This window comes from Candidatus Paceibacterota bacterium (assembly GCA_035652395.1).
In the GTDB taxonomy this organism is placed as follows: Bacteria; Patescibacteriota; Minisyncoccia; order Phycocordibacterales; family CAJBRS01; genus JADGRH01.
Genome location: DASRDX010000012.1, coordinates 1 through 25,024 on the forward strand (window position 1 = coordinate 1; position 25,024 = coordinate 25,024).

General features: G+C 43.4%; 17 protein-coding genes and 2 rRNA genes. 4 read left to right on the top strand and 15 right to left on the bottom strand.

The window, feature by feature from the left end:
- The coding region (locus VFA52_02730) for a hypothetical protein (protein HZS43109.1) at positions 1–762 on the bottom strand (762 nt) is incomplete at its 3' end.
- 157 nt (positions 763–919) lie between these two features.
- Here VFA52_02730 and VFA52_02735 point away from each other — a divergent pair.
- Both VFA52_02735 and VFA52_02740 read left to right on the top strand, forming a co-directional pair.
- On the top strand, positions 920–1,711 hold the full coding sequence (locus VFA52_02735) for a hypothetical protein (GenBank protein HZS43110.1): 792 nt from the start codon (positions 920–922) through the stop codon (positions 1,709–1,711).
- Positions 1,708–2,604, top strand: coding sequence for a hypothetical protein (locus VFA52_02740; GenBank protein HZS43111.1), 897 nt, complete (start codon positions 1,708–1,710; stop codon positions 2,602–2,604). The genes VFA52_02735 and VFA52_02740 overlap by 4 nt, the downstream gene beginning before the upstream one ends.
- On the opposite strand, the gene VFA52_02745 is transcribed toward VFA52_02740, so the two are convergent.
- From VFA52_02745 to VFA52_02780, 8 genes are all read right to left on the bottom strand, one after another.
- Complete coding sequence (locus VFA52_02745) at positions 2,605–3,744, bottom strand: glycosyltransferase family 4 protein (GenBank protein ID HZS43112.1); 1,140 nt, start codon at positions 3,742–3,744, stop codon at positions 2,605–2,607.
- Positions 3,704–4,906, bottom strand: a complete 1,203-nt coding sequence (locus VFA52_02750) for a glycosyltransferase family 4 protein (GenBank protein HZS43113.1) — start codon at positions 4,904–4,906, stop codon at positions 3,704–3,706. Before VFA52_02750 ends, VFA52_02745 begins: the two co-directional genes overlap by 41 nt.
- Positions 4,907–5,014: 108 nt before the next feature.
- On the bottom strand, positions 5,015–9,712 hold the full coding sequence (locus tag VFA52_02755; protein HZS43114.1) for a tail fiber domain-containing protein: 4,698 nt from the start codon (positions 9,710–9,712) through the stop codon (positions 5,015–5,017).
- A 159-nt stretch (positions 9,713–9,871) separates the two neighbouring features.
- The gene (locus tag VFA52_02760) at positions 9,872–10,675 is read right to left on the bottom strand and encodes a sulfotransferase (GenBank protein ID HZS43115.1); all 804 of its coding nucleotides are present in this window, start codon (positions 10,673–10,675) and stop codon (positions 9,872–9,874) included.
- A 21-nt stretch (positions 10,676–10,696) separates the two neighbouring features.
- Positions 10,697–11,413: a glycerophosphoryl diester phosphodiesterase membrane domain-containing protein gene (locus VFA52_02765; GenBank protein ID HZS43116.1), complete on the bottom strand. Its 717-nt coding sequence runs from the start codon at positions 11,411–11,413 to the stop codon at positions 10,697–10,699.
- 60 nt (positions 11,414–11,473) lie between these two features.
- The gene (secF, locus tag VFA52_02770; GenBank protein ID HZS43117.1) at positions 11,474–12,382 is read right to left on the bottom strand and encodes a protein translocase subunit SecF; all 909 of its coding nucleotides are present in this window, start codon (positions 12,380–12,382) and stop codon (positions 11,474–11,476) included.
- A gap of 17 nt (positions 12,383–12,399) precedes the next feature.
- Positions 12,400–13,755: a protein translocase subunit SecD gene (gene secD, locus VFA52_02775; protein HZS43118.1), complete on the bottom strand. Its 1,356-nt coding sequence runs from the start codon at positions 13,753–13,755 to the stop codon at positions 12,400–12,402.
- A gap of 79 nt (positions 13,756–13,834) precedes the next feature.
- Positions 13,835–14,497, bottom strand: a complete 663-nt coding sequence (locus VFA52_02780; protein ID HZS43119.1) for a hypothetical protein — start codon at positions 14,495–14,497, stop codon at positions 13,835–13,837.
- 167 nt (positions 14,498–14,664) lie between these two features.
- Here VFA52_02780 and VFA52_02785 point away from each other — a divergent pair, with 167 nt between their 5' ends.
- Positions 14,665–15,141 (top strand): ElyC/SanA/YdcF family protein, encoded by a 477-nt coding sequence (locus VFA52_02785; protein ID HZS43120.1) that lies wholly within the window; start codon positions 14,665–14,667, stop codon positions 15,139–15,141.
- Positions 15,142–15,174: 33 nt separating this feature from the next.
- Here the strand turns inward: VFA52_02785 and VFA52_02790 are convergent, their stop codons facing one another.
- A complete protein-coding gene (locus tag VFA52_02790) occupies positions 15,175–16,242 on the bottom strand; it encodes an NAD-dependent epimerase/dehydratase family protein (protein HZS43121.1) in 1,068 nt (355 codons plus the stop codon).
- Between the two features lie 40 nt (positions 16,243–16,282).
- Positions 16,283–17,623, bottom strand: a complete 1,341-nt coding sequence (locus VFA52_02795) for an exopolysaccharide biosynthesis polyprenyl glycosylphosphotransferase (protein ID HZS43122.1) — start codon at positions 17,621–17,623, stop codon at positions 16,283–16,285.
- Positions 17,624–17,661: 38 nt separating this feature from the next.
- Between VFA52_02795 and VFA52_02800 the strand changes: the two genes are divergently transcribed.
- Entirely contained in the window at positions 17,662–18,786 is a 1,125-nt protein-coding gene (locus VFA52_02800) for a glycosyltransferase family 4 protein (protein ID HZS43123.1), read from the top strand.
- Here VFA52_02800 and rodA read toward each other — a convergent pair.
- From rodA to VFA52_02820, 4 genes are all read right to left on the bottom strand, one after another.
- Positions 18,775–19,893, bottom strand: a complete 1,119-nt coding sequence (rodA, locus tag VFA52_02805) for a rod shape-determining protein RodA (GenBank protein HZS43124.1) — start codon at positions 19,891–19,893, stop codon at positions 18,775–18,777. The genes VFA52_02800 and rodA overlap by 12 nt on opposite strands.
- Positions 19,893–20,675: a hypothetical protein gene (locus tag VFA52_02810; protein HZS43125.1), complete on the bottom strand. Its 783-nt coding sequence runs from the start codon at positions 20,673–20,675 to the stop codon at positions 19,893–19,895. Before VFA52_02810 ends, rodA begins: the two co-directional genes overlap by 1 nt.
- 286 nt (positions 20,676–20,961) lie before the next feature.
- Positions 20,962–21,069 (bottom strand): 5S ribosomal RNA (rrf, locus tag VFA52_02815).
- Between the two features lie 41 nt (positions 21,070–21,110).
- Positions 21,111–24,626: ribosomal RNA gene (locus VFA52_02820) — 23S ribosomal RNA — on the bottom strand.
- Positions 24,627–25,024 lie beyond the last annotated feature (398 nt).

Consider the following 25,024-nt stretch of genomic DNA (forward strand, 5'->3'; position numbering starts at 1 on the left):
AGCAGAGTTTCCAAACCCCACCACAATTGGATTGAGGCTGTTGACGTTAGTGGAGAAGTTGTTCTGGATGTTTGTAACATTGTTTTGGATATTAGTGATCTGTCCTTGGAGATTCTGGACATCCGCCTGTGAGGGTGAACCCTGAAGGGTGATGTTGCCTCCTCCACCAGAGTAGCTGATGTAGTTGTTGATGACTGGGGTGGATGAGGAGTATGGAAGGGAGTAGATTTCAGCTTGGAGAGTGTTGTTTAGAACAGAGAGTCTTCGATTTAATTCTTCTTCAGTTACTCCTTGGATGATGGTTTGGTTGAGGGTGATGGGATGGTTTGTCGGAGGAGGACTAACAGAAACAGTGTTAGTGGTAATTTCAGTGACAGTGTTATTTTTTGGCGCAGGAGGAGGAGTAATAATTTGGACTTTCGCTGCTGGAGCCTCTTCTTTATTAAAAAGATTTAAAAATGATTTAAAAAAGCTGGCGATTGAATCTAATACATTCGCTCCAAGTGAGGAGTAGCTCTTGCCTACCTCGTTTGGCAAACTGGCATAGACTCCAGCCACCTCTTTGATTGGTTCAGTGAAAGCGGAGTTAGTATTTAGAGCAAGACGACCGTTTTTAAGGTCTAGAGAATTATTCGCTTCTCTCTTTAGTGGGATGGGGATGGTTTCTTCTTTGGCCAGAGCTTTAGTGGAGTCAAAGAAAGAGCGGAGTATTAGAAAAGTGGCTAGAGCGAGAAGAGTGGTTTTAGTGAAAAGATGCTTCATTTAATCCCCTGAAGGTGGTTAAGGTTATTCTAACAAAAGATTAAGAGGAAAGGAAAGGGTGGGTAGAGTGTGGGAGATGCAAAAAGGAGGGGCAGCTTCGCGGCCCATCCTTTTTGCATAAAGCCTAAGCAGAAAGAGTGATGTATAATCTAAAATAATGGAAAAATATCTGCTTTTCGAGGTAGTTGGAGACCCTAGCAAGGATTTGGCGGGGACGGCCGTGGTGTCAAATCTTGCCCTAAAATATCCGGATCGAAAAATTATCGTTACCACTCTCTTCCCCGAAGTTTGGTTGCATCATCCGAGTGTATTCCGGGTATATAAATTAGGTAATACTCAATATTTTTTTGACGATTACATCGAAAAAAAGGACACTTTAATTTTCCGGCTTGATCCATTTTTAACCGAAAACTTTATTTATCGCCGAAAACATATTATTGAGATCTGGTCAGACCTCTGCAATGTTCCTTACGAAATTAAAATCCCTCAAATTTACTTCACTGCTCGCGAACGGGAGGCTACAGAAAAAATGACTAAGCGACCAAAGCCTTTATTTTTCTTTGAAACTAGAGCCTTGCTTAATACTCCACCTTTTGATATTTGGAAAGCTGTACCAAAAATTAATTCCCTTCCCTTCTCGACCATCATGGCAGTGGTGACTGCGATGCAAAAAGAAGGGTTTCATCCGATACACATTAAGCGTCTAGATGAGCCGGAGCTAAGCGGTATTGAGTGGATTAATCTCCCAATTCGTCAACTACTTTGCGCCGTAAAGCTTGGTGCGGAAAATCTTTTCCTTAATTCCTTTATGATGCAGGCCGCCGCCGCAGATATGGCGGCGGCTACTATAATTTCTGATCCGGCCGACTGGCGAGTCTGGGGTTATGAAAATTTAGACCATCTCTCTACTTCCTCGTCTGCCGATATTATTCAAAATCTTATCCCGTGAAAACACTCTCAGAAAAACCGAAAATTATTTTTAATATCGCTGGCGGCTTTGGTAAGAATATTGCCGCTTCAGCGGTAGTGCGACTGCTTTCGGAAAAATATCCCCATCATTCCATGATCGTCACTTCTCCATACAAAGATGCCTGGGCTAATAACCCATACGTTGAGAAGGTGGTGGATTTGGAAAAAACTCCGGAGTTTTTTGAAACCTATCTAAAATCCGGTGAGAATATCCTTTTCCTGCAAGATCCTTATAACACTGAAGATTTTGTATACAAAAGAAAACACTTGATCGAAATTTGGTGTGATATCTGCGGCATAAAATATGATGGCAGTATGCCTCAACTTTTCTTTACGGAAAAAGAACGTGAAAAAGTAAAAGCGGCATTGCCTCAAGACAAGCCACTCTTTATTATTCAAACTAGCGGAGGCTATATAAACCAGTCTTATCCTATTTCGTGGGCTAGAGATTTGCCTCTCGGTACGGCACAGGAGATCGTCAACCGGATGAGAAATGAAGGCTACGAGGTTATTCATATTCGGCGCGAAAATCAATATGGTTTGGAGGGAGCAATTCGACCGCCACTTGATAGTCTGCGAGAATTTCTGTGTGCTCTCCAATTCACAGATAGGCGTCTTTTGATTGACTCTGCCCCCGAGCATGCGGCCGCCGCTTTAGCTCTTTCTTCTACTGTAGTTTGGATCGTCAACTCGCCGAACGTTTTTGGTTATAAAATGCATCACAATATTTTGCCGCAGATCGAAGAAAAATTCCGCCACAATCCCGACGCTTATCTGGATAGATACAATATCTGGGGTACTCTGCACGAGCATCCCTATGATACGGATCAGATTTTTAATGTGGAAGAGATTATAAAAACTCTTTTAGAATAGTCAGTATTTGGATAAATCTTGATAGATGTTTTTCATCTTCTCGGCCGCCGATTTCCAAGAATAGCGGCGGCATATTTCAAGGCCTTTTTCGATTCGGATTCTTTTATCTTCAGCCGGTAGTGAGAGAAGGTTGAGTAGAGCTCGTTCAATTGATCCTTTAGTGGTGCCGCAATTAATAGCGATTTCCTCAGAGAGGAAATCGCTCATCCCATCCACAAAAGAAGAAAGTAAAATTGATTTTGAAGCGAGAGCTTCCAGCGCCACTATTCCAAATGGCTCATGAATGGAGGGCATGATAACTGCATCGGCCGCGCACATGGCATTAATCTTGTCTTGCCCGTAAAGTGGCCCTATGTAATGAACGTTTGATTCGTTTTTAACTTTCTCTAGCATGCGCTGAAAGACTTGGGCTTCGCCTCCATTATCCGCTCCGATAAATATAAGATCAATACCATCTGGAATTCTGGCTTCGCATAGCGCCATTACCCCCTTCATCAAAGCTAGCCGACCAATATATATGAGTTTGATTCTGCCGGTTCCCGGAAGTTTAAAAGGAGCAAGCGACTGCCACTCAGAAAGTTCAATACCATTCGGAACTACTTCTGACTTCTGCTCAAAGTTTTCCGCACCTTTAAATCTGTTTCTGTATCCTTCAGATACGTGAATAATCTTTTTGGCTTTGCGAAGTCCGTAGAGTTCAATTTCGCAGTGAGTTTTGTGGAGCCAGGCGCCGTCAACCGTTTGAGAATTATGAGAATATGTGATGCCAGATTTTTCTAAGAGGTTAATGGAAAGATTCATTGTTACCACAAGTGGCACTTTGAAGAAATCGGCAGTATAAGCACCGGCAAGATAGGTGGACCAATCGTAAGCATGGACAATATCGGGTTTTGGCTTTTCTATTCCAGCAGCGAAATAAGCAATTTGGCCGGCAATGGTTGTGATAGAGCCATGTTGAATAGCCGGCATGGGGTTATAAACGCTGGTGTAGTTCGGCCAGCCGTTATCCTCCGGCTGGCCGATAATATCAAAATCAAAATCTTTCTCCAGATTTTCCATCATGTGCTTCAGTTGCACCCCAAGACCACCAACTGGATTTTTAATCTTGTCTGGAACGATGATTTGAATACGCTTTTTCATTTTTCTTTTTTTCTATTGAAGAATCGTTAATAACTTCATCATAAACCGATTTCATCTTTCTAGCTGCATTCTCCCAGCTATATTCACGACAGATTTCTAATCCTTTCTCAATTCGTCGATTTTTTTCAACTTCACTCATTTCTACCAATTTCTTTAAACCTTTTTCAATTGATTCTTTAGTGGTGCCGCAATTAATAGCCACATGATCAGTCAGAAAATCGCTCATGCCGTCCACAAACGATGACAGAAGAATGGATCTAGATGCCAGGGCCTCCAGAGCCACAATACCAAAAGGTTCGTGGCGTGACGGCATGATTACTGCATCGGCAGAGCCCAGAGCATCAATTTTTTCTTGATCAAAGAGTGGTCCTATGTAATGAACATTTTTCTCATTCTCCGTCTTTTTTATTATCTCTTGAAAAGTGTCAAACTCACCTCCGGTTTCCGGACTAATAAAGATTAAATCAATCTCTTCAGGAATTTTGGCCTGGCATAGGGGAATTACTCCTTTCATAATGGCGGGTCTTCCGAGAAAGACTACTTTTAGCTTAGCGTGGCCGGGCAATTTTTTTGGCTTAAATTTCTGCCATGCCATAAGGTCTATACCATTCGGTACTACCACCGTCTTCTTATCGAATTCGGCAATATGTTTGAATCTTTTCCTGTAACCGTTAGAAACATGAACTATTTTTTTAGCTTTGCGCAAGCCAAGTAATTCTATTTCACAATGTGTCCTATGGAGCCAATACCCGTCCCAAGCCCCAAAATCTTTGGCAAAGATAACCCCGATAGTTTCAAGCATAATAACTGATAAATTCATCGAAACAACTAGAGGTACATTAAAATGCTCGGCAGTATAAACACCCGCTAGGTAGGTCGACCAGTCCTGAGCATGAACTAAATCAGGTTTTGGTAGTTTTTCCGCCACGGCAAAATAAGCAATTTGGCTCGCTAAAGTTGTGAGAGCACTATGGGGGATTTTTGGTAGGGGGTTTTTTACTCCGATATAATTAGCGGGCGGATCATCTTCCGGATAGCCAATTAGATCAAAATGGAAATCTTTTTCTAAAGCTTCGGTTAAATGTGAGACTTGGATACCCATTCCACCCACCGGTTTCTTTATCCTGTCAGGCGCTATCATTAGAATTCTCTTCTTGCTCATCAGTAAATAATAACAAAAAGCCGCTCTCCGACATACTGGACATAATGTCTGTTGGTTGGCGGCTTCTCTTATCTACCAGAAGCTAATCTTCTCGGGAGAAATTGATTACTAATTAGGGGCGGCTTCAGTACTAGAACTACTATCTACTGGAGCTGGAGGCGAGGGCTCAATTATATTTCCGGTAGATGTGCCTGATATAGGAGAAGGAGGTGAAACTTCAGGAGTCGAAGAAGCGCTCGCACTATCATTATTAGTCGAACTCGCGCTTCCACCACCATCCGGCACTACCACTGTATTGTTATTTGAATCCACTGTAATGATGTTGCCTGAAGTCAGGGATATAGAAGTAGCATCTTCACACTTTCCTGGAGTAATCTTTGTAGTGCCGGCATTCACATCAAGAACAATTAAACAACCCTCCTTGCCTTGCTGGTCATAGACCGTAATGCCGGTCGGATGAGTTGGTGAGCCGACAGTAAGATGCTCCACAAACACGTTCTTCAAATAAGCAATGCCATCTACTATCTCAGCGCCAAAGGACTGGAGGGCGCTGATAATAGAGTCGCCTACGGCGACTCCCCCTCCAAGCTTAGTCAGTGATTCAATAGAAGAGACTCTAATCTCCAGATTCTTCATAGCTTCTGTAGTGGAAGCGTTTTGATTGTCCAGTTTCTTTGAGAGAGCTTGGATGCCGACCAGAGCAACACCAGCTGGGTCAATGGAAGAGATACTCTTGTCAGAGCCACCAAGGTGGAACTTCTCATAGAAGTCCTGGGCTACCGGACCGATGTGGGTGGTATCTGCATTCTCAACCTTGTAATTCCACTGTTGAATGTTTAGTTGATTGATTTTAGAGAGAATATCGTCAGAGTTTAAGTCAGTGAAGTTCTCCTTGAGGTTCCTATCTGAGGCGTTAGTCCAGGTGCCTCCAGCGGTAAGTTTAGCACCGGACGAGTCGATAATGGCGTCAGTAGTTGAAGCGCTGCCTCGAATAGCAAGGTTTCCTGTGCAGGAGATGAGGACGGAAGCTGATTGGATTGGACCGAGCCGGGTACTGAAATTGTCACAATTAGTTAAAACTGAACCAAAAGCGGAGGCTTGAAGACCAAAAACCGAATTAAAATATCCGCCAACCGAAGAGCAATCACCACATGCTTTGCTTTCATTGCCAAAGGCTGAACTCCTCACACCCATGCTACATGAATGATTCCCAAAGACAGCGCTGTAATTTCCGGCGGCGGTACTACTTTTACCAAATGCCGCCCCATAACAACCACTTGCAGTATTATTATATCCAAAAGCAGAACTAGCTCGACCACAAGCGAAATTTCCATTACCAATAGCGGAAGCGTAATTGTTAAGACAGGCGGCGTTGCCTAAACCTATTGCAGTCCCATAATTTCCACTAACTGTATTATGTGTGCCTACAGCCACACTATTGGCGCCACCGGCGCTATTGTAACCTCCAAAAACATATGAATTACCGGTAGAAGTATTACAAAATCCAAAAGCAGCACTATAGGCTCCACTGGCGGTATTACAAAATCCAAATGCGGATCCCTTTGGACCACTGGTGGTGTTTTGATAGCCGAAAGCCTGACCTGTTGGGCCGGAAACCGTATTTGAAGTTCCAAAGGCTTCACTATAGAGACCGCTGAGAGTATTACCATCTCCAAATCCCATAGAGCCGCAACAAACATTATTATAAAGACCAAAAGCCTGACTATAATTATCATTGACGGTATTAAGATATCCAGATGCTGTAACAGATCTTCCGTTAAGAGTATTTTTTGCCCCTATTGCGAGCATATAGGTACTAAAGCTCGAGTTGGTCGCAACATTACAATAACCTACAGCGGTGCTATTAACACTATCCACAGAATTATGATAACCGAGAGTGCTAACGGCAAATCCCGAGGAAAGATTCCCATTCCCCACCTCAATCGGATCTAGATTATTGACGCTTGCGCCAACTGGCGTGCCATTGACGCAGAAGCCACCGGCGCCACTGGTCACAAAATTTACTCCGTCGGGACTGATTTGAAGTTTGTTAGAATTGTCGGGTCCGATCTCTACAGAATGATTTATGGAATTAATTATGTGTGAACCAAAGGCGGAACTATAGCAACTACTAACCGTATTGTTAAAACCTACAGCCGTGCTGTCATAATTATAAGCACTTACTGAATTAAGAAAGCCAAAGGCCGAACTTCCACTTGCACATTCCTGGATAACATTGGCGGTACCAAAAGCTTGACTAACATCCCCGCAGGCAACATTACAAGCCCCAAATGCAGAGCTACTGTATCCCCCTGCCACATTACGGTAGCCAAAGGCTGATGATCCGCAACTATTATAGGAGCCGCTATTAGAGTTAACAATATTGTGGTATCCAATGGCGGAAGAAAAAATAGAATTAGAATCGACCGTGTTGATCTTTCCCACTTCAATCGGGTCAAGATTATTTACACTTCCGCCACCACCCAGTAAAGATGTGCAGCTTCCGCCGCAGACATAATAAAGACCGCCGTGAGAATCAATCTGAATTTTATATCCAGCAATGCCGACTTCAACTACATTACTATCATTAGTCTGTACATTTAAACCAAAAACCGCTGAATCATAGCCAGCTACATTATTATAGTTTCCAAACGCCGCTGAAGCATATGCACCCGGATTAATGCAATTTCTATAACCCGAAGCTGTACTTCTCGCATCACAGACATAATTGTATCCTCCTATAGCAATCGAGTGAGCGCAGCGAGCAATATTTCCATATCCAATAGCTGTACTGAAATAAACAGAAGAAGCAGTATTGCAAAATCCCAGAGCTGTTGCTTGACAAGTAAAATAGCCAGAACCACTTCGCGTACAGGCGAGGTTGCAATATCCTACCGCAATCGGATTTAGGTTATTAACGCTGCTGCCTCCGCCACTTAACAGATTGGTACAGTTACCGCAGGCATTATAGATTAGGCCATATCCTCCGATTTGTAGTTTGTATCCTCCAATTCCAATTTCAGTAACGCAATTATCGGAGGTATAGAGACAGGAACCAAACGCCGCACTACAGCGGCCAAACACTGCGTTGTTATTACCAACGGCTATACCAAAACAGGAGCTGGCATAATTATCATTCCCAAGGGCGACCGTCCCCATATACCCGCCAATATTGTGATGCCCCAAAATTGTTGAACAATCAGCCAGAGCTAGGTTTAAATATCCGAGGGCGGTGGAATAATTACCGCTTACAGTATTGCTTTCCCCTATCGCAGTAGAATGATAACCTCCGATATTGTGATATCCGATCGCTGTGGCATTGAGGTCAGTGGCTTGATTTAGATAACCTAAAGCAGTGGCATAGTTGCCAGTAACAGTGTTTAAACCACCTATAGCACTACTGCTATAACCTCCCGCCACATTGCAAAAACCAAAGGCAGCAGCTTTTATAACGGGGGTATGGGCAGCGGGGTGAGCAACGTGTAACTGAACATAGCCACCAATTTCAGTGCCGAAATAGTCACCTAATGAACCATGATAGTTTACAACAGTGTTTACACCGTTATAAGTAGCAGAATCAACCGTAATAATGCCATCTGTTTGATAAGAATTATTGAAATTATAGAAAGAATAAGTCGTCGAAGTAGCCACTATATTCGCATTATCATGAAAAATGCAGGCGCAGGAAGATCCTGGGGATAGATAGATTGGGGCGTTATGAATGCCATCGGTAATGCGTGCCTGGTTGCTGTAAGAATTAAACCGATGATCAAGACAAAATGCTGTGTAGCCACCCACATCTCCTATAACTGAAGTAACTTGACGCTGAACCGTTGATTCATTATTACCATAATTCAATTGGCCTCTACAAAACTCATCGCTCAGAGCAAAATCTGCAGTCTGATCCCCAGAAATATAAAAAGTGTTCGAAGAAGTTGAATTGGTGAAAGTAAAACATTCAAGACTGGAGAAACCTGGGAAAATAGCCGTACCTCCAACAATATTTTTATAACCGGAAGCAGAGTTACCTATACCTGTAACGCTATTTTTGTAGCCAAAAGCATTTGCATAATTTCCACTTGCTGAATTTGCGTATCCGACTTGGATTGGATTGAGATTATTTATGTCATTTCCAAACGAGGAATTTATCGTTGATTGAATCTCATAGCGCGACGGAATTTCTAAATTACCTAAAGGCCCAGCGTAGCCAATTGTGCCGTTGGAAACCCCGGCTGTTGGAGGAAGATTTTTTAAAGTGTAGATCTCAGCTTCAAGTTTGTCATTCAATGCTTGAAGTTTTTGATTAAGAAGCGTTTCGCTTACTCCATTGTTGATGATGGTCGTATTTGAATTATTGGTAGAAGAATTTTTTGGCGGCGGAAGAGAGGAAGAAATATTATCGATAATAGTGGTGTTGTTGGTCTTCTTCGGCGGCGTGGCTCCTGTGGGAGTGACTTTAATTGTTGTGGAAGTGGGGGTCGGGAATTTAAAGAGAGCAAGGAATGAATTAAAAAAGGAGGAGATTGAGTCAAGGACAGAAGCTCCGAGAGAGGAGTAGCTATTAACTATTGCACCTGGAATAGAAGTATAGGCAGCCGCTACCTGCTTTGCTGACGAGATAAGAATATTATTTGTATTAAAAGCCAGCCGACCATTTTTTAGATCCAGGGAAGAATTGGAGCTTCGTTTGAGCGGAGTTGGCACAGAATCCTCTTTGGCAAAAACAACCTCTCCGGATAGAGCGGTTTTAACGGATATGGCGAGAACTAGAAGATAGAGAGTCGGCCTAAAAAAAAGACGTTTCATTAACAAAAACTTAGATTGTATCCCTCGGAGATAATTTTAGCATGGAGAAGGGGGCAGTCAAGGGAAAGCAAATCTTTAAATCAGGCCCAAGAATGGCCGTTTTTAGCTAGCCCTCAAATATCTAAGTATAATAGCAGGTCTAGAGATCGGATCTCTCAATTACTTAGTAAATTCTTTCCAGAAATTGAGTTTATCTAGACCGGAGGCGAAACTACCCAAAACCTTTGGCCATTGAGGTTCAATTGGTTCTACCTTACTGCGAATATCGTGAAGTCCTTTAAAGCCGTGTACTGAATCATCTTCCCAGGTAACCTGCTTTACATCATTAAAGTTATGTTCAAATGGTTTCTCTTCCAGAAACTGGTAGATCTTATCCATCGCCTTTTGAGGCTCGCGAGTCAGCTCTTCAAACTCCACAAAATGCATCCGGTCAAGATAACCGCGACCAACAGCATCGCGAATCCGACTGTAAGCAAGGCCTACCGGCTGATCTACCTGCATCCAGACGTCGGTGCGCCCTTCAACTGTTTGAAATTTAAAATAGTTGGCACTCTCCTGCCCTACTTGAGTGGTCTTAGCGTTAGCTCGCCAAAGTTTTTCAAAGCTTGCTAAAACATCGCGAATGTCACGAACTGGCACTAGAATTTTAGCTCGGCGACCCAGAACCGCTTCAGCCATCTCAATCAGCGAAAGCCAGCCTCGACATTTATCAAAGACGACAGGTTTTTCTACATCATCATAATAACTTTCGAGAATGCCGCGCAAAACCCTTAGGAGCGCGGCATCATTCGGGGCCGCCTTAAACTCCACCAGATTGTGCCACTGATTACGCACGCCGAACATCACATCCATGATGCCGCTAGTACCGGTGGTATGAAAACGTGGGTTCTGTGCCAGAATGTTCGCTAGCAAAGTTGAGCCTGATCGTGGCAATCCTGAAATGAAATGATAGGTTCGCTTCATTGGCGCAATTATAGCAGAGTCTTATTGGAGAACATGGACTGGAACTTCTTCGGGGTGGACGGGATTAGTGCCAGAAATTGCGGGTAAAGATTTGTCTACCACTTGTCTATAGATTAAAAGGAGAGAAATGAATGTCAGAGGAACAGTAACAAATAAACCAACTCCTAAACAGATAGCCCCTAAGATATTAATACCTGCTGAAGTAAGAAAGAAAAGAAAAAGTTCGGTAGTTAAGTGTCTGGTATTTTGCCAACTTCCCTTAATGGCCTGAACCGGACCCATATTTTCATCTACAATCAGAAAAAGGACAAAACATAATCTGATGCCGACAATTAAAGCGATTATAATAAAAATGGCCGCCAGAATTAATCCGACGGCTAAATTAATACCGGCTATTTTTACTAAAGCGAAAATCAAACCAAATCCGACAATAGCGATTGCTCCGAGGATAATTCCACAAAGAATACCTCCGCCGATGAAACGCCAAAAATAATTGGTGTAGGATAGTAATTCCTTAATTTTCGGTTTCTCCCCATCTATTAGGCGGAGGCCGAGTTTAATGAAACCGATATGGACTAAGACACTTAAAATGGAGACAGCGATGGCACAGAAAGCAAAAAGTAAGGCGGTGGAAGTATCAGAGGTGTGGCTACCGTTGTTTAAATAATTGGAAATAATGGAGAGACCAAGACCGATCAAACAAGCCCGCAACATTAGACCAAAATTATCCATGGTCATTTTCCAACCTTTGCTAAAAATTTCTCCTATTTTAAAGGGGTGCATAAATGATAAAAGTGGCTACCTCTTGCGATTTTGCCATTTTTCAAGGGTTACTAATAATGGGCTGCCTAAGAAAATAGAAGAATAGGTACCAGCGATGATTCCAACCAGCATTACCAAGGCGAAATTGCGAGTGGCTTCGGCTCCCAAAAAATAAAGCACGATTAAAGAGAGAACGACAGTCAATGAAGTATTAATGGAGCGAGTGAAAGTCTGACTGACGCTCATGCCAACAATTTCTTCAAATGATTTTCGCGGGCCACCTTCGCCGTTGTGTTTAAGATTTTCACGGGTTCGGTCAAAAACTACAATTGTATCGTGAACGGAGAATCCAAGAATAACTAAAATAGCGGTGACGAAGAGGGTGTCCACCTCAAAGCCGGCGAAATGACCCAGAATACTGAAGAATCCCGTCGGCACAATAACGTCGTGAACTAAGGCGACAACGGCCACCAAGCCGTATTTCCATGAGGAGACGGGCTCCGAAACCTTCCGAAAAGCGAAAGTAATAAAAAGGACGATAGCAATAATGACCAGAATAATTGAAAGAATTGCCTTGCCTCGAAGTTCATCGCCGAGGATTGGACCAATAGTATTGAATTGTTTGACACTCATGTTGGCCTGATTATTGAGAGACATGGTTGAGACAACAGTTTGTCGCTCGGCTTCGGAAAGAGTGCGCGTACGCAAAATATAACCGTCATTGCCTACCGGACGTATGGAATACTGACCGAGATTAAGCTGGTTAAGTACAGTTTGGATAGAAGGCATGTCCGGTCGAGCGCTCGTGTATGAGACTTCTAAAAGAGATCCGCCGGTAAAATCAATACCGAAATTCAGACTCCAAAATAATAGAGATAAGATTGAAAGGCCGACTAAAGCACCGGAGATCCAATAAAATATTTTTCTGTATTTGATGACGAACATGTTTTTAGTGTTAAAAGTTAAAGGTTGTTAGAGGGCGGCAAATTTTTCGATTTCCCAAAAGACCGATGAAAAAGGAAATCGGAAAGTTTGCCGCCTTCTTTCGGTCCTATGGCGATTAAGAAAGTTCTGGAAACTGTAATAGCGGTGAACATACTAACAATAACACCAATGAAGAAAACTAGAGCAAAGCCTTTCACTAAAGCGGAGGTGGCAAAATAATAAAGAATCAGGCCGGTAATAATGCTGGAGAGATTACTATCTCGAATGGAAAGCCAAGCTCGTTTAAAACCTTCTCTAATTCCCTCTTCCAAACTCAAGCCACGGCGAAATTCTTCTTTCATTCGTTCAAAGATCAAAATGTTAGCATCCACCGCCATACCAATTGAGAGAATGAAGCCGGCCAAACCTGCTGAAGTCAGCACTACTGGAATTAATTTAAAAATCGTGAGCATGATCAAGGTGTACATACCGAGAGAAACGACGGCCAAAAGTCCTGGCAACCGATACCAAAGAATTAGAAAGAGCGCCACAATGATAAAGCCCCAGATACCGGCATTGATGCTTTTGGCCAGAGCATCGGCGCCCAAAGAGGCGCCGATGCTCTCTGTCCCGATCAAAGAAATTGGAACCGGCAGGGCCCCGTAATTAAGATTGCGCACCAAGTCCTGAGCTTGCTGGCGAGTGAAGTTGCCGGAGATTTGAGCTTGCCCCGTTAAGATCGGTTCATTAACAACTGGAGTAGAAATTGGCTGATTATCCAAAAAGATGCCAACAATGTTTCCGACATTGGCCTTGGTAATATCGGCGAATAATTGCTTTCCTTCCGAATTAAAAGTCAGTCCGACCAGCGGCTGATTGGTCTGGGGATTAAATTCCAGAGTGGCTTTCTGCAAATATTGTCCGGTTAATTTAGTATCTTCGAATTGAGAATTGACAGTAGAGGTACTGGATAAATCCAAATTCGAAGGAGTGCTTGAGCCCGTACCTTTATAAATCTTGAATTGCAAAGTTGGAGTCTGGCCGATTAATTGAATGGCCTGATTAATATCGGTGACGCCTGGCAATTCAACAATTAACTTCTCTACTTTCTGGCCATTGATGGTCGCTTCTTCGGTCTGAACGAGCGGTTCGGAGACGCCAAAGATATTAATACGTCGTTCAATAACAGTTCTGAGCGTGCTCATAGCTCCCCGAATGTCTCCATCCTGGACTTTTGAAACATCTGCCTGATATTCCAAATGTGTTCCGCCGTTTAGGTCTAACCCTAGCTTAAACGGATAACTGGAGCCTGGCTGCTGGGTAAAATAAATAAAAAGCCCGAGTAAAGCTCCGGCAATTAAAAGTGTCACCGCCGCAATCCGAATTCGTATCATAGGCCTAATTATATGGATTTTTCAGAATTTTACCAGTTAAAATAAAAACACCATGATCTTGCGATATGGTGTCAAAGTTTCAGATGTTGAGAGCTTTCAAACGCTGGTTCTCTAAACCGTCACTTTCGGCATGCTTGATGGCCAGAAACTTGTGCCCTTCAGCTATAGCGCGATGAACGCGGGTGAGAATCTTATTATCCGTCATTCGAGTTCTGTTCAAGATCTTTTCCAAATTGTATAAAGATGATCTCACAAAAGGAAGATCGGATGCAATTATCATGGCTCGAATTTGTTGACTTAAAAGTAGAAGTCGGGCGCCAGCTTTATTTTTCCCTTTGGCTCTTTTTAAACCTTCGTCGAGAAGTGCGCTGGCCTTATTGGCATCATCTGGATTTCCAGGTTCTACCACTATATCCATCAGGCCAACGGCAGCCACTTCAAAATCGCTGGCTTGCCAATCATCTTTTGGCAGCATAATGGCACTAATCAGGGATTGTTCGCCATCAACTTTGGCCTGCTCCAACAAATTCTGCCATTTGCTCCTTAAGATCTTGTTGTCTGTCATCTTTAGGGCCGCCTTGGCAGTGTTGATGATGTCATGACAAGTACTGACAAGCTGTAAATGAGCCTCCTTGTGTTTGCCCTTTCTGATGAGCTCGTCACGTTCTTTCAACGAGCTTATGAAAAGTCGCTGTTTTTGAATGGGTGTCGTGCCCCTCCACGCTAAATCGTGTGTATTCATGTTTCTAAATATAGCTTAAAGGTAAAAATCAGTTCGTCAACCTTTTAGTTGACACCCCAACAACTTCTGATAAGGTTTTGACAGAACAATAAAAAGAAAGGAGTTTTCTGAAAAAACTGATCTTTGTCGTTGCGTGCGACTTGAGTAAGAGAAATAATCACGTCGTAGTGGGTTTAGAAACCCAAACTGCATGCAATCTAGCCATCTCTCTTCAAAATCGCTTCGGGGATACAGCCGTGATTCTGGCTTCAGCGGGAAACGCAGGCAAAAAATGGGATAATCGACTTATGTCTCTGGTGATAAAGGACTATCTTAAATCCAAAATTCCTCACCGTCCCGTAATTGCCTTGGCTGCTGATGCATTTAATACCGACGGTGAAATTCGGGCTTTGCGAGATTATCTTTGCACCCATCGAGAATTCCGAGAAATCGTTGTGGCCGTAAAATGGTGGCATGCCCCTCGGGTTTGGCTTTTGATGAAATACCGCTTCTGGGAAGCTGGTATAAAAGTCAAAATACATATTCCTTGGTGCCGTTCTTTTGCAAAACCGACTGCCTGGTTCAAGGAATGGTTTGGGGCAATTCCTCTCACCCTTTGCCGCTTGCTGAGCGAACTTAATCGCAAGCCTTTGCAAATTAACTAGGTTTCGTTCCTTTTGGTAACCCAAAAGGAATTTTTATTTTACATACTTCGCGTACCTACCTTCCAATTTGGTGAAAGCTTCCAGTGATTCAAATTCATATTGATAGCCATACATTTTAGTAATCTTGGACCCGTCAACGGCGATCGGATATGAATATGATTTCCAGCTACCGCGAGCGGTCGGAATTTTGCCGCGAGACAAGTGCCAGGCCCAAAAGTAAGCCAGCCGAATCATTTGAGGAGTAACTGAAAGAGTTTTCTTTCCAACCGCTCGGGCCATATCTTTAGCTCGCACTACTTCCCCCGGCGGGCAGATATTGAAAATTTCATATTGGCCGGAAACATCTTCAAAAGTCAGTTTCTTGACAATATCATTGACATCATCTTCGTGGATAAATTGACGCACCCACTCGCGGGTAGCCGGCACCACTGCTACCAATCTGGAAATAATCCTATATGAAGCTGGTTTTTCGTCTTTTAGCTGGCCGGATAGGGCTGACTGTAAGCCAAAACGTACTCGCATAAAACGGCCTCGCGGGCCGGTGATAGCGGCGGGTCGCAATATAAAGACTTGGGGTAGGGAGACGCCGGTGCTTTTTTTTGCCTCTTCATATTTTTCTTTTAAATGCTCTTCCGTGATTCGTTTTTCCTCGGCGTAAGAATAATCAGTTTTTCTGAATGGATCAGTCTCTTTGAATCGGTAATCAATTTTATTAGTTTTAAAAGCACCATAGGAAGCGACCGTGGAAAAATGGATTAATTTTTTAACCGACGGAGTACCGAAAGCAAAATCAAAAACTTTGTCCGAGGCACCCACGTTCCACTGCCATTGAGTTTTCCGGTCGCCGTACATTTCTCTGATATTCCAAGCGGTATGGATGACAATGTCCGGATTTTTCGCTCTCACTTTTTCCTGCCAATTATCGTTGATTAAATTGGTATGAATGTAAGTTATTTTCGGTTTATCTTTCAGAAATTCCGGAAAAGGCTCCTTGTCTAGGAGGATTAATTCCCTGACATCATCCCGCTCGCTGAATTGATCGGCCAGCATGGCACCCACGTAGCCGGCGGCGCCGGTGATGAAAATAGTCAGATTTTTCATGGAAAAAGTATAGCATGAGGACTGCGCGAAGCGCAGGCCTCTAAAGACCCGATCTTGAAACCAAAGTTTTCAGAGTTTGTAAAATAATTTTAATGTCCAAAATAATGGACCGGTTTTTGACGTAATAAAGATCATAAACTAATCTGATCTTTGTTTCTTCCAAAGATTGCGGCGGCAGATCCTGTTTAATCTGAGCCCAGCCAGATAATCCCGGTTTGATAATACTTCGAATAGTGTAATAAGGAATTTCTTTGGCAAGCTTCAGGCCAAGATCATAAATATCCGGCCTCGGACCGATAAGTGAAATATCGCCAATCAAGACATTCCAAAGTTGAGGTAATTCGTCAATTCTAGTTTTGCGCAAAAACTTTCCAACCCTCGTTACCCGATCATCTTTTTCTACTACCCACATACCGCGGTCACTTGATTTCATGCTGCGAAACTTCAGAAGATTAATTTTCCGGCCCCCCTGCCCGATCCTCTCCTGCACAATAAAGACTGGCCCGCCATCCTCAATCTTAATAGCCACGTAAACAAATGGATAAAAAATTAAGGAAATAAGGCCGAAAATTAGAGAAAGAACGATGTCAAAAAGGCGTTTCAGGGTGTCATATATTAATTTGGAAGAAGTAGAGATATTTTCCAGAAACCAATTGTACTGAAGGAGCGAGTAAGGTACTCGGTCAAAAATATCCTCATAAATCTTGTATTTATCGATAAACCGTATATTGGAAAAAATCAGATTATATAGCCGAGGCAAAAGCGGCTCAATCTTCTTATTACGCAGATCAATAACTACCACTGAGATATTATCTGTATAAATTCTATCCAGAATATCAACCTGAAAATCAATTATCTCGGTTCGGTCGAGATTAATGAATGAGACAAAATAAAGATTGTAACGGTTATTGTTGTTAATCTCTTCTATTAATTCATCCACTTCCGGACCACTACCGATAAGAAGGGCTGGCTCACGATTCTTGAAACCAAGGGTGGAAGCAATCTTGATTCGCCACAGTAAAATCAGACAGAAGGAAATGATGAGATAAATAAAAAGAGTGGTCTTCGGAGTGACTCCGAAGTAAGGAATGAAATAAAAGAACAAAACGGCTACCAAGCTATTAGTGACTTGAGCATTTAAAATGATGTTCGGCAGTTTGCTCTTCAATAAAACCGTGTGCTTTTCATAAAGACCGGAAATGAAAAAGATTACCACCCAAACGAAAAATAGGATGGCGAATGGGAGAAGCAGGTTGAAAAATAATTCCGAGGAAGGAACGGTTAAATAACGCACCGCGAGCGTTAGCCAGAGAGAAATTAAAAAAGCCACGACATCCCCGAGAAAAAGCAGGATTGGCTCATTACGCTGGAAACCGGTCATTGCCGATATGATACAATTTAAATTTCAGCTAAACAACTATGACTGAAATCGGTAAGAAAAAGGTTTTGCTGGTCATCACTAAATCTAATTGGGGCGGTGCCCAGCGCTATGTTTTTGACGTAGCCACTAATTTAAATAAGGAAAAATTTGAAGTGACCGTCGCCTTGGGAGGCGACGGTCCTTTAAAACAGAAATTGGAGCTTGGAGGAATTCGGGTAATTTCTATTCCGCATCTTGGCCGAGATGTTAAAATCACCAATGATTTAAAAGTCTTCTCTACTCTTCGAAAACTGTTTCGGCAAGAAAAGCCGGACATTCTGCACCTGAACAGCTCAAAAATTGGAGCAATGGGATCATTGGTGGGGCGACTGACTGGCATTTCAAAAATTATTTTTACCGCACACGGTTGGGCATTCAATGAAGATCGCAAAGCGCTGTCAAAAGTCTCTATTAGACTGATAGCTTGGTTTACTATTGCTCTTAGTCACCAAACTATTGCTGTTTCAAATAGTGTTGCCGAACGGATTAAAAAATGGCCGGGGGTTGGTTCCAAAATGACAGTGATTTCAAACGGTATTAATTTAGATTTGAAAACCGAAAATGAGGCTCGGCAGATTCTTTTCGGCGACCAAATTCCTCAAAAAACCCTTATTTTAGGCACTATTGGAGAACTTCATCCGGTCAAAGGACATCGATATTTAATAGAGGCCTTAGCCGACCTGAATGACTTTGATTATATTTGCACCATTATCGGCGAAGGCGAAGAGAGAAAGAGTTTAGAGGAGTTAATTAGAGTTAAACGACTTGAAAATAAAGTCTATTTATTCGGACATATCGATCAGGCAGGCAGTCTTTTAAAGTCTTTTGATATATTTTTGTTACCTTCATTGTCAGAGGCATTGGGATATGCGGTGCTGGAGGCCGGCGCAGCCGGCCTCCCCGTTATTGCCTCCCGCGTCGGCGGCATTCCGGAAATTATCGCAAATCTTAAAAGTGGTCTTCTGGTTACCCCGCGGCGGCCAAACGAAATTAAAAACGCCCTAATTTACTTAATTGATCATCCGGAAGAAATGAAATCCTTCGGTAAGAATCTAAAACAAACCGTGGAAGAAAAATTCAGTTTAAAGCAGATGATTTCAGAGACAGAAAAGTTATATTCCTAAAAACTCATTTTTGACCACGTCTCGGTGAGCAGCCCGAGCATAGCGGCGCATGCCCATTAGGATTCCGAGTCCGATGAACTCGGTTAAAAGATGTGAGCCACCATAACTCATGAAGGGCAGCGTGACACCGGTAACCGGCAGCAAGCCCATGTTCATGCCCATATTTACAATGATATGACTCATGAAAAAAATGGATAATCCGATACCGAAAAGTACTTCAAAGTTGCTGGCCCCCCGAGTGGCATCTCGCAAGATTCGCCAGATAACAATACCGAAAAGCAAAAATAGAATCAGAACGCCGATGAAGCCCCACTCTTCGGCATAAGCGGCAAAAATAAAGTCAGTTTGATACTCCGGCAGAAAGTTCAATCTGGATTGGGTGCCGTAGCCAATGCCCTTCCCCAAAAGCCGGCCGGAACCGACGGTAATAGTTGATTGATAAGCATTGTAGCCGGAGCCGGATAGATTGGTAACCGGATGAATAAAATTTAGAATTCGATCTTTTTGGTATGGTTTAAATACATAATGCCAGAGCCCAAACGAAGCCACTGCTCCGATTAGAAAAACGGCTAAGAGGTGTTTCTTAGAAATACCGGAGACTAAGACCATGCCAAACCAAATTAAGAAAATAATAATGGCCGAACCAAAGTCCGGTTGAATCAGAATTAAGGCGAAAATAATAAAAGCGTAGAGTCCCGAAACTAAAATATGCCGGATATTGGCAATCTCTACATGGCGTCGGGAAAAATATTTGGCCAAGACCATGATTAAGATCAGCTTGACGGGATCTGCCGGCTGAAAGGAAAAACCACCGAAATTAAACCAGCTCTTCGCTCCCTTCGAAACATGGCCAACACTAAATAATAAAATCAAAAGAAAGCACGAGAATAAAAATAAACCGACAATCACGCCGGTTCTTTTTAAAAATCTAAAGTCGATAAAGCTGCAGATAAAAAAGATTGCCACCGATATCAGGATCCAAATCAATTGTTTCAGAAAGAGTTGGTTCTCGCCGGTAAAAGAGTTCATGGTAATCAGTCCGGCAGCTAAAATGGGCAGGAGCGACAAAAGGAGAACCCAGTCTATCCGTAAGTTATTTTTACCCATTATTTATTTGGAATGTAATCTGCTAGAGGAATATTAGGCACAACATCGATCCTGGAAACCGGAGCGCTAAATGGGGCGGTCCAAGTAAAAACAAGTGGAGCGCTCTGGCTTCTTCCCAAGGAATCTACTACGGTTCGTGATGCCGCTAACAAACTATTATTGGCGTCATAGATAAGAGCGATGACCTCAATATTTTTCAGATCATAAGGGGTAGGATTTTGAAGAGAGGCTTCAAGATGAGGAGCGGTATCGGTGGCCGTTAAATTTTCGTTTAAAACCTTCAAAATAGGGACGCTACTCGAGGCTTTTCGCCAGACTGGATAATTTTCAAATTGAAAAGCTACTTTGGCCGGGATTCGGTTGCCGGTATCGAGGGGGCCGACGAAAATTGGAAAAATCATATTGGGCGGCACAAAAGTTGCTCCATATTTTTCGGCAATTAAGGCATCGTGAGAATCGTAGATTTTAAAACTGTACGGAACGTTTTGAGCCAAGAGAGTGGCGTTTGGGTTTTCGATATTAGCCACGGCGCTAAAACTGCCTGGAGCAATCTGAAAAATGCGAGCGTAAAGAACGATTGGAATTAGGCTGTCGGCCTGACAGATCTTCTGGCAGACTCCCCCGCAATCTATACCGGCCTCGTTTTGGTTCTGCTTACCGTCAAAACAGCTCGGTTTTTTGTCCAGGAAAATTTTATAAACCGGATAAGCGGCCAAGACAATGGCAATCAGAATGATTGAAGAAATGTATTTAACTTGTTGGCGAGCGCCCCAGGCTGACATGAGAATATTGTATCAGAAAAACGGCCGCTTCCTTTGGGAGCGGCCGTTTTGTAAAAAATAAAAAGTCCAGTTTTGTGTTTTGGCGGCTAGCTACTCTCGCCCCAGAGGACTACCATCGCTGCTAGAAGGCTTAACTTCTGTGTTCGGAATGAGCTGAAACGCGAATGCTTGGAGCGTTTCAGAGCCGGAGGCGCGACCGGCGCCGAGGCGGGGTCGCACAAAAATTCAGCAGAATTTTATGTGTGACCAGGTGTGACTTTAATAGAAATAAAAATTCAGTTATAAGTTTTGGCGGCTAGCTACTCTCGCCCCAGAGGACTACCATCGCTGCTAGAAGGCTTAACTTCTGTGTTCGGAATGAGAACAGGTGTTGCCCTTCCGCCGAACCACCAAAACTTATAACTGAATTTCAAATAAGCAAAATGACTTTCAAATTTCCTAATGGGATCGATGCATTAGTACTCCTCGGCTTAACACATTACTGCGCTTACACCTAGAGCCTATCAACCAGATAATCTATCTGGGATCTCAAATGATTCCTAATCTTGAAGTTGGCTTCACTCTTAGATGCTTTCAGAGTTTATCCATGCCCGACTTAGCTACTCTGCGGTGCCCTTGGCAGGACAGCAGACACACCAGAGGTCAGTTCACTCCGGTCCTCTCGTACTAGGAGCAAATCTTCTCAAGAATCAACGCCTGCAGTAGATAGGAGACCAACCTGTCTCACGCATGTTATCAACACATTACTGTGTGCATGGACTATAGCTTCATCTTTTCAATTTATTGAATTCAGATGGTTGACGTGTAGTCTCTACGGGTGGTTTGTGAGCTCTATAGAGGCTCACAATCTTCCCTAGGTGTCATCCTCCGAATAATTCGTAAGGACTTCACCGATATTAGTCAACTTCAATCTCGCCTACTTTCGCAGGCGGACCGCCGTGATTCAGATCAACAGAAAGTGCGCGGGGACTCGCACTCATATTTCTCGACGGATTCAGACGGCACAAGAGTCAAAAATATTGACTTCTGTACGGTCTGAACCCAGCTCGCGTAACTTTTTAATTGGCGAACAGCCAAACCCTTGGGACCTTCTCCAGCCCCAGGATAAGTTGAGCCGACATCGAGGTGCCGAACTGTGCCGTCGCTCTGGACGCTTAGGCACAACCAGCCTGTTATCCCCGGAGTAGCTTTTGTCAGATAATCTTCCGCAGCATCTAATGCCTACGGTCGGTTCACTTAGTTCTGCTTTCGCATCTGCTCGACACTTACGTCTTGCAGTTAAGCCAGCTTATGCCTATACACTATCGGCACGGTTTCCATTCGCGCCTAGCTGACCTTGATAAACTCCTCCGTTACTTTTTAGGAGGATAGCGCCCCACTAAAACTACCCACCAGATACTGTTTCCCGCCGTTTTTGCCGTCGGGGTTAGAAAATACATTTTGACAGAATGGTATTTCACTGACGAGTAGATTTCATCCGAGAATGAAACCGTCAAACCTCTCCCATCTATGCTACGCAGTAAAAACGTATCCTCAATATCAAGTTGTAGTAAAGCTTCCGGGGTCTTTTCGTCTAGCTGCAGGTAAGCGGCATCTTCACCGCTACTGTATTTTCACCGAGCGAGTCTCCGAGACAGTTCCCCAGTCATTACACCATTCGTGCGCGTCTGAACTTACCAGACAAGGAATTTCGCTCTTCTGTTCCTTAAAGAAGGACTATGTCTTCATCCAAATATTATTTGGAGTGTGGCGTATAGTCTCTTACTGCCACATGACTCTCTTTGTGTTACCACAAAGCAAGGTAGCGTTTTTTAATTTGTGTAATGATTTAATTATTTATCAAAAACTCCGTCCTTAACAGTCCCAGTCCTTCTCGATTCATTAAAAATAAATCGAGAACCTTAGGACCGTTATAGTTACGGCCGACATTCACCAGGGCTTATATCAGTCAGCTCACATCGCGCTGCGCGCGATGTGATTTTTATTTCACACGCAGTGTGATATGAACCGCCAATATTTGACCTTCTGGCATCGGTCAGGTGTCACCCCCTATACATCCTCTTGCGAGTTCGCAGGGAGCTGTGTTTTTGGTAAACAGTTGCCAGGGATACTTTAGCTGCGGGCCAGCTTGCGCTGGCCAAGTCTTATTCCGAAGTTACGACTGCTTTTTTGCCGAGTTCCTTGGAGACCTCTCACTCGTTCGCCTTGCTCTTCTCGAGCCAACTACCTGTGTCGGTTTACGGTACGGTCTCTCTACTCTTAATCTTAGAAGTTTTTCTTGGAATGCTGCTTTGCAGAATTATCTCTACCGAAGTAGAGCATCTTCTCTCGGCTTGGAATGGTGACTGGCGGATTTGCCTACCAGTCTTCCTTACCGCAATAACCCAAATCCAATAATGGGCTCTGCATACTAACATCCGTCACTCCATCGAAAAGTAAAGAGGTCATGGAATATTAACCATGTATCCATCGGGTGCGGCTTTCGCCATTCCCTTAGGACCGACTAACCCTTGGATGACAATCATTGCCAAGGAAACCTTAGTTTTTCGGCGTGCGGGTTTCTCACCCGCATTGTGGTTACTTGTGCCAACATTCTTACTTCGCATCGCTCCACCATGAGTCACCTCTTTGGCTTCAACGCTGATGCGAACACTCTCCTACCGCTCCACCTTTCCGAAGAAAGATGAAGCCCTCAGTTTCGGTACTACACTTAGCCCCGTTCATCTGCGGCGCGAAATCTCTGGATGAGTGAGCTGTTACGCTATCTTTAAAGGATGGCTGCTTCTAAGCCAACCTCCTCATTGTCAGAGAAATTTCACCACCTTAAGTGCACTTAGTGTAAATTTAGGGACCTTAAATTGAGATCTACGGCTGTTTCCGTTTTGACCAGTGGAGCTTAGCCCCCACGGTCTAACTGCTAGGCTTATGACTCTTAGTATTCGGAGTTTGATAGGACTCGCGAGCTTTCGCCCTGTCGAGTCCTTCCAGTGCTCTACCCCTAAGAGGAACACCTAACGCTAGCCCAAAAGCTATTTCGGAGAGAACCAGCTATTACCAAGTTCGATTAGCTTTTCACTTCTTACCACCCGTCATCCGAATGCGTTGAACGACAAACCGGTTCGGGCCTCCTGTCGCCTTTCGGCGACATTCACCCTGCAGATGGCAAGCTCACTTGGCTTCGGGTCTGATGCAGGCGATTAAATCGCGCTGTTCACACTTGGTTTCCCTATGACTCCACGCTTTTGGCGCTTAGTCGAACCGCATGCATCAACTCGTTGGCTCATTCTTCAATAGGCACGCCGTCGAGGACTTGCGCCCTCTTCGACTCCTTGTAAACATATGGTTTCAGGTCTATTTCACAACCCTCACCGGGTTTCTTTTCACCTTTCCCTCGCGGTACTAGTTCACTATCGATCACAAAATGTATTTAGCTTTGCCGGTTAGTTCCGGCGGATTCCCCCGAGCCATTCGTGTCTCGAGGTACTCAAGAATAGCAATAAGAGATGTTTCGTTTTCACGTACAGGGCTATTACCTCCTGGGGCTTTGCTTTCCAGCAAATTCCGTTAACAAAACATTTTGTAACTCTTTCAGTAATAAATACTAAATTGCTACCTTACAACCCCCAATCACCCAACGGAGTGCACTATTAAAAGTGCCTTCCGTTGGAAGATTAGGTTTGAGCTTAATTCCTTTTCGCTCGCCGCTACTTAGGAAATGTTGCACTTGCGTGCATTGTTTTCTTTTCCTCCAGGTACTGAAATGTTTTACTTCCCTGGGTATGCATTCCACTAGTTGTGGAATTTCTGCCGAAGCAGAAAGGTTTCCCTATTCGGAGATCTCCGGGTCAAAGGTTGCTAGGCACCTCACCGAAGCATATCGGAGCTACGCACCGTCCTTCATCGCCATTTTGTGTCAAGGCATCCACCATATGCTCTTAAATTCCCATTAGGAAATTTAAAAATCATTACTTATTAAACAACCACTGCTTAATAAGTTATTTGCTTGTTTATTTTTTAGTTGGTTGGATTTCGCAAAGCGAAATCCAACTTACCTGCCCTTATCAGATTCTTGAGAAATCCAATAAGGTTTGTTCAATCAACTTCTCTCCGAAATTAATTGAACTATTATCTCCGTTACTTAAAAGACCCTCTGTTAAAAGGAGTAACGTGATAATCATTTAATTTTCAAAGTGTCTGTCGGCCAGAAGGTCTCAATTTGAGACGAAAAAAACCGCTTTTCTAGCGGCTTGTTAAGACCACGCATCAAAAGACGCCTAGTCTAGCCGCTTATGAAGTTAGGGTTTTTAAACATAATCTGTATAGAGGCATTATATACTCTTGAAGAAGGT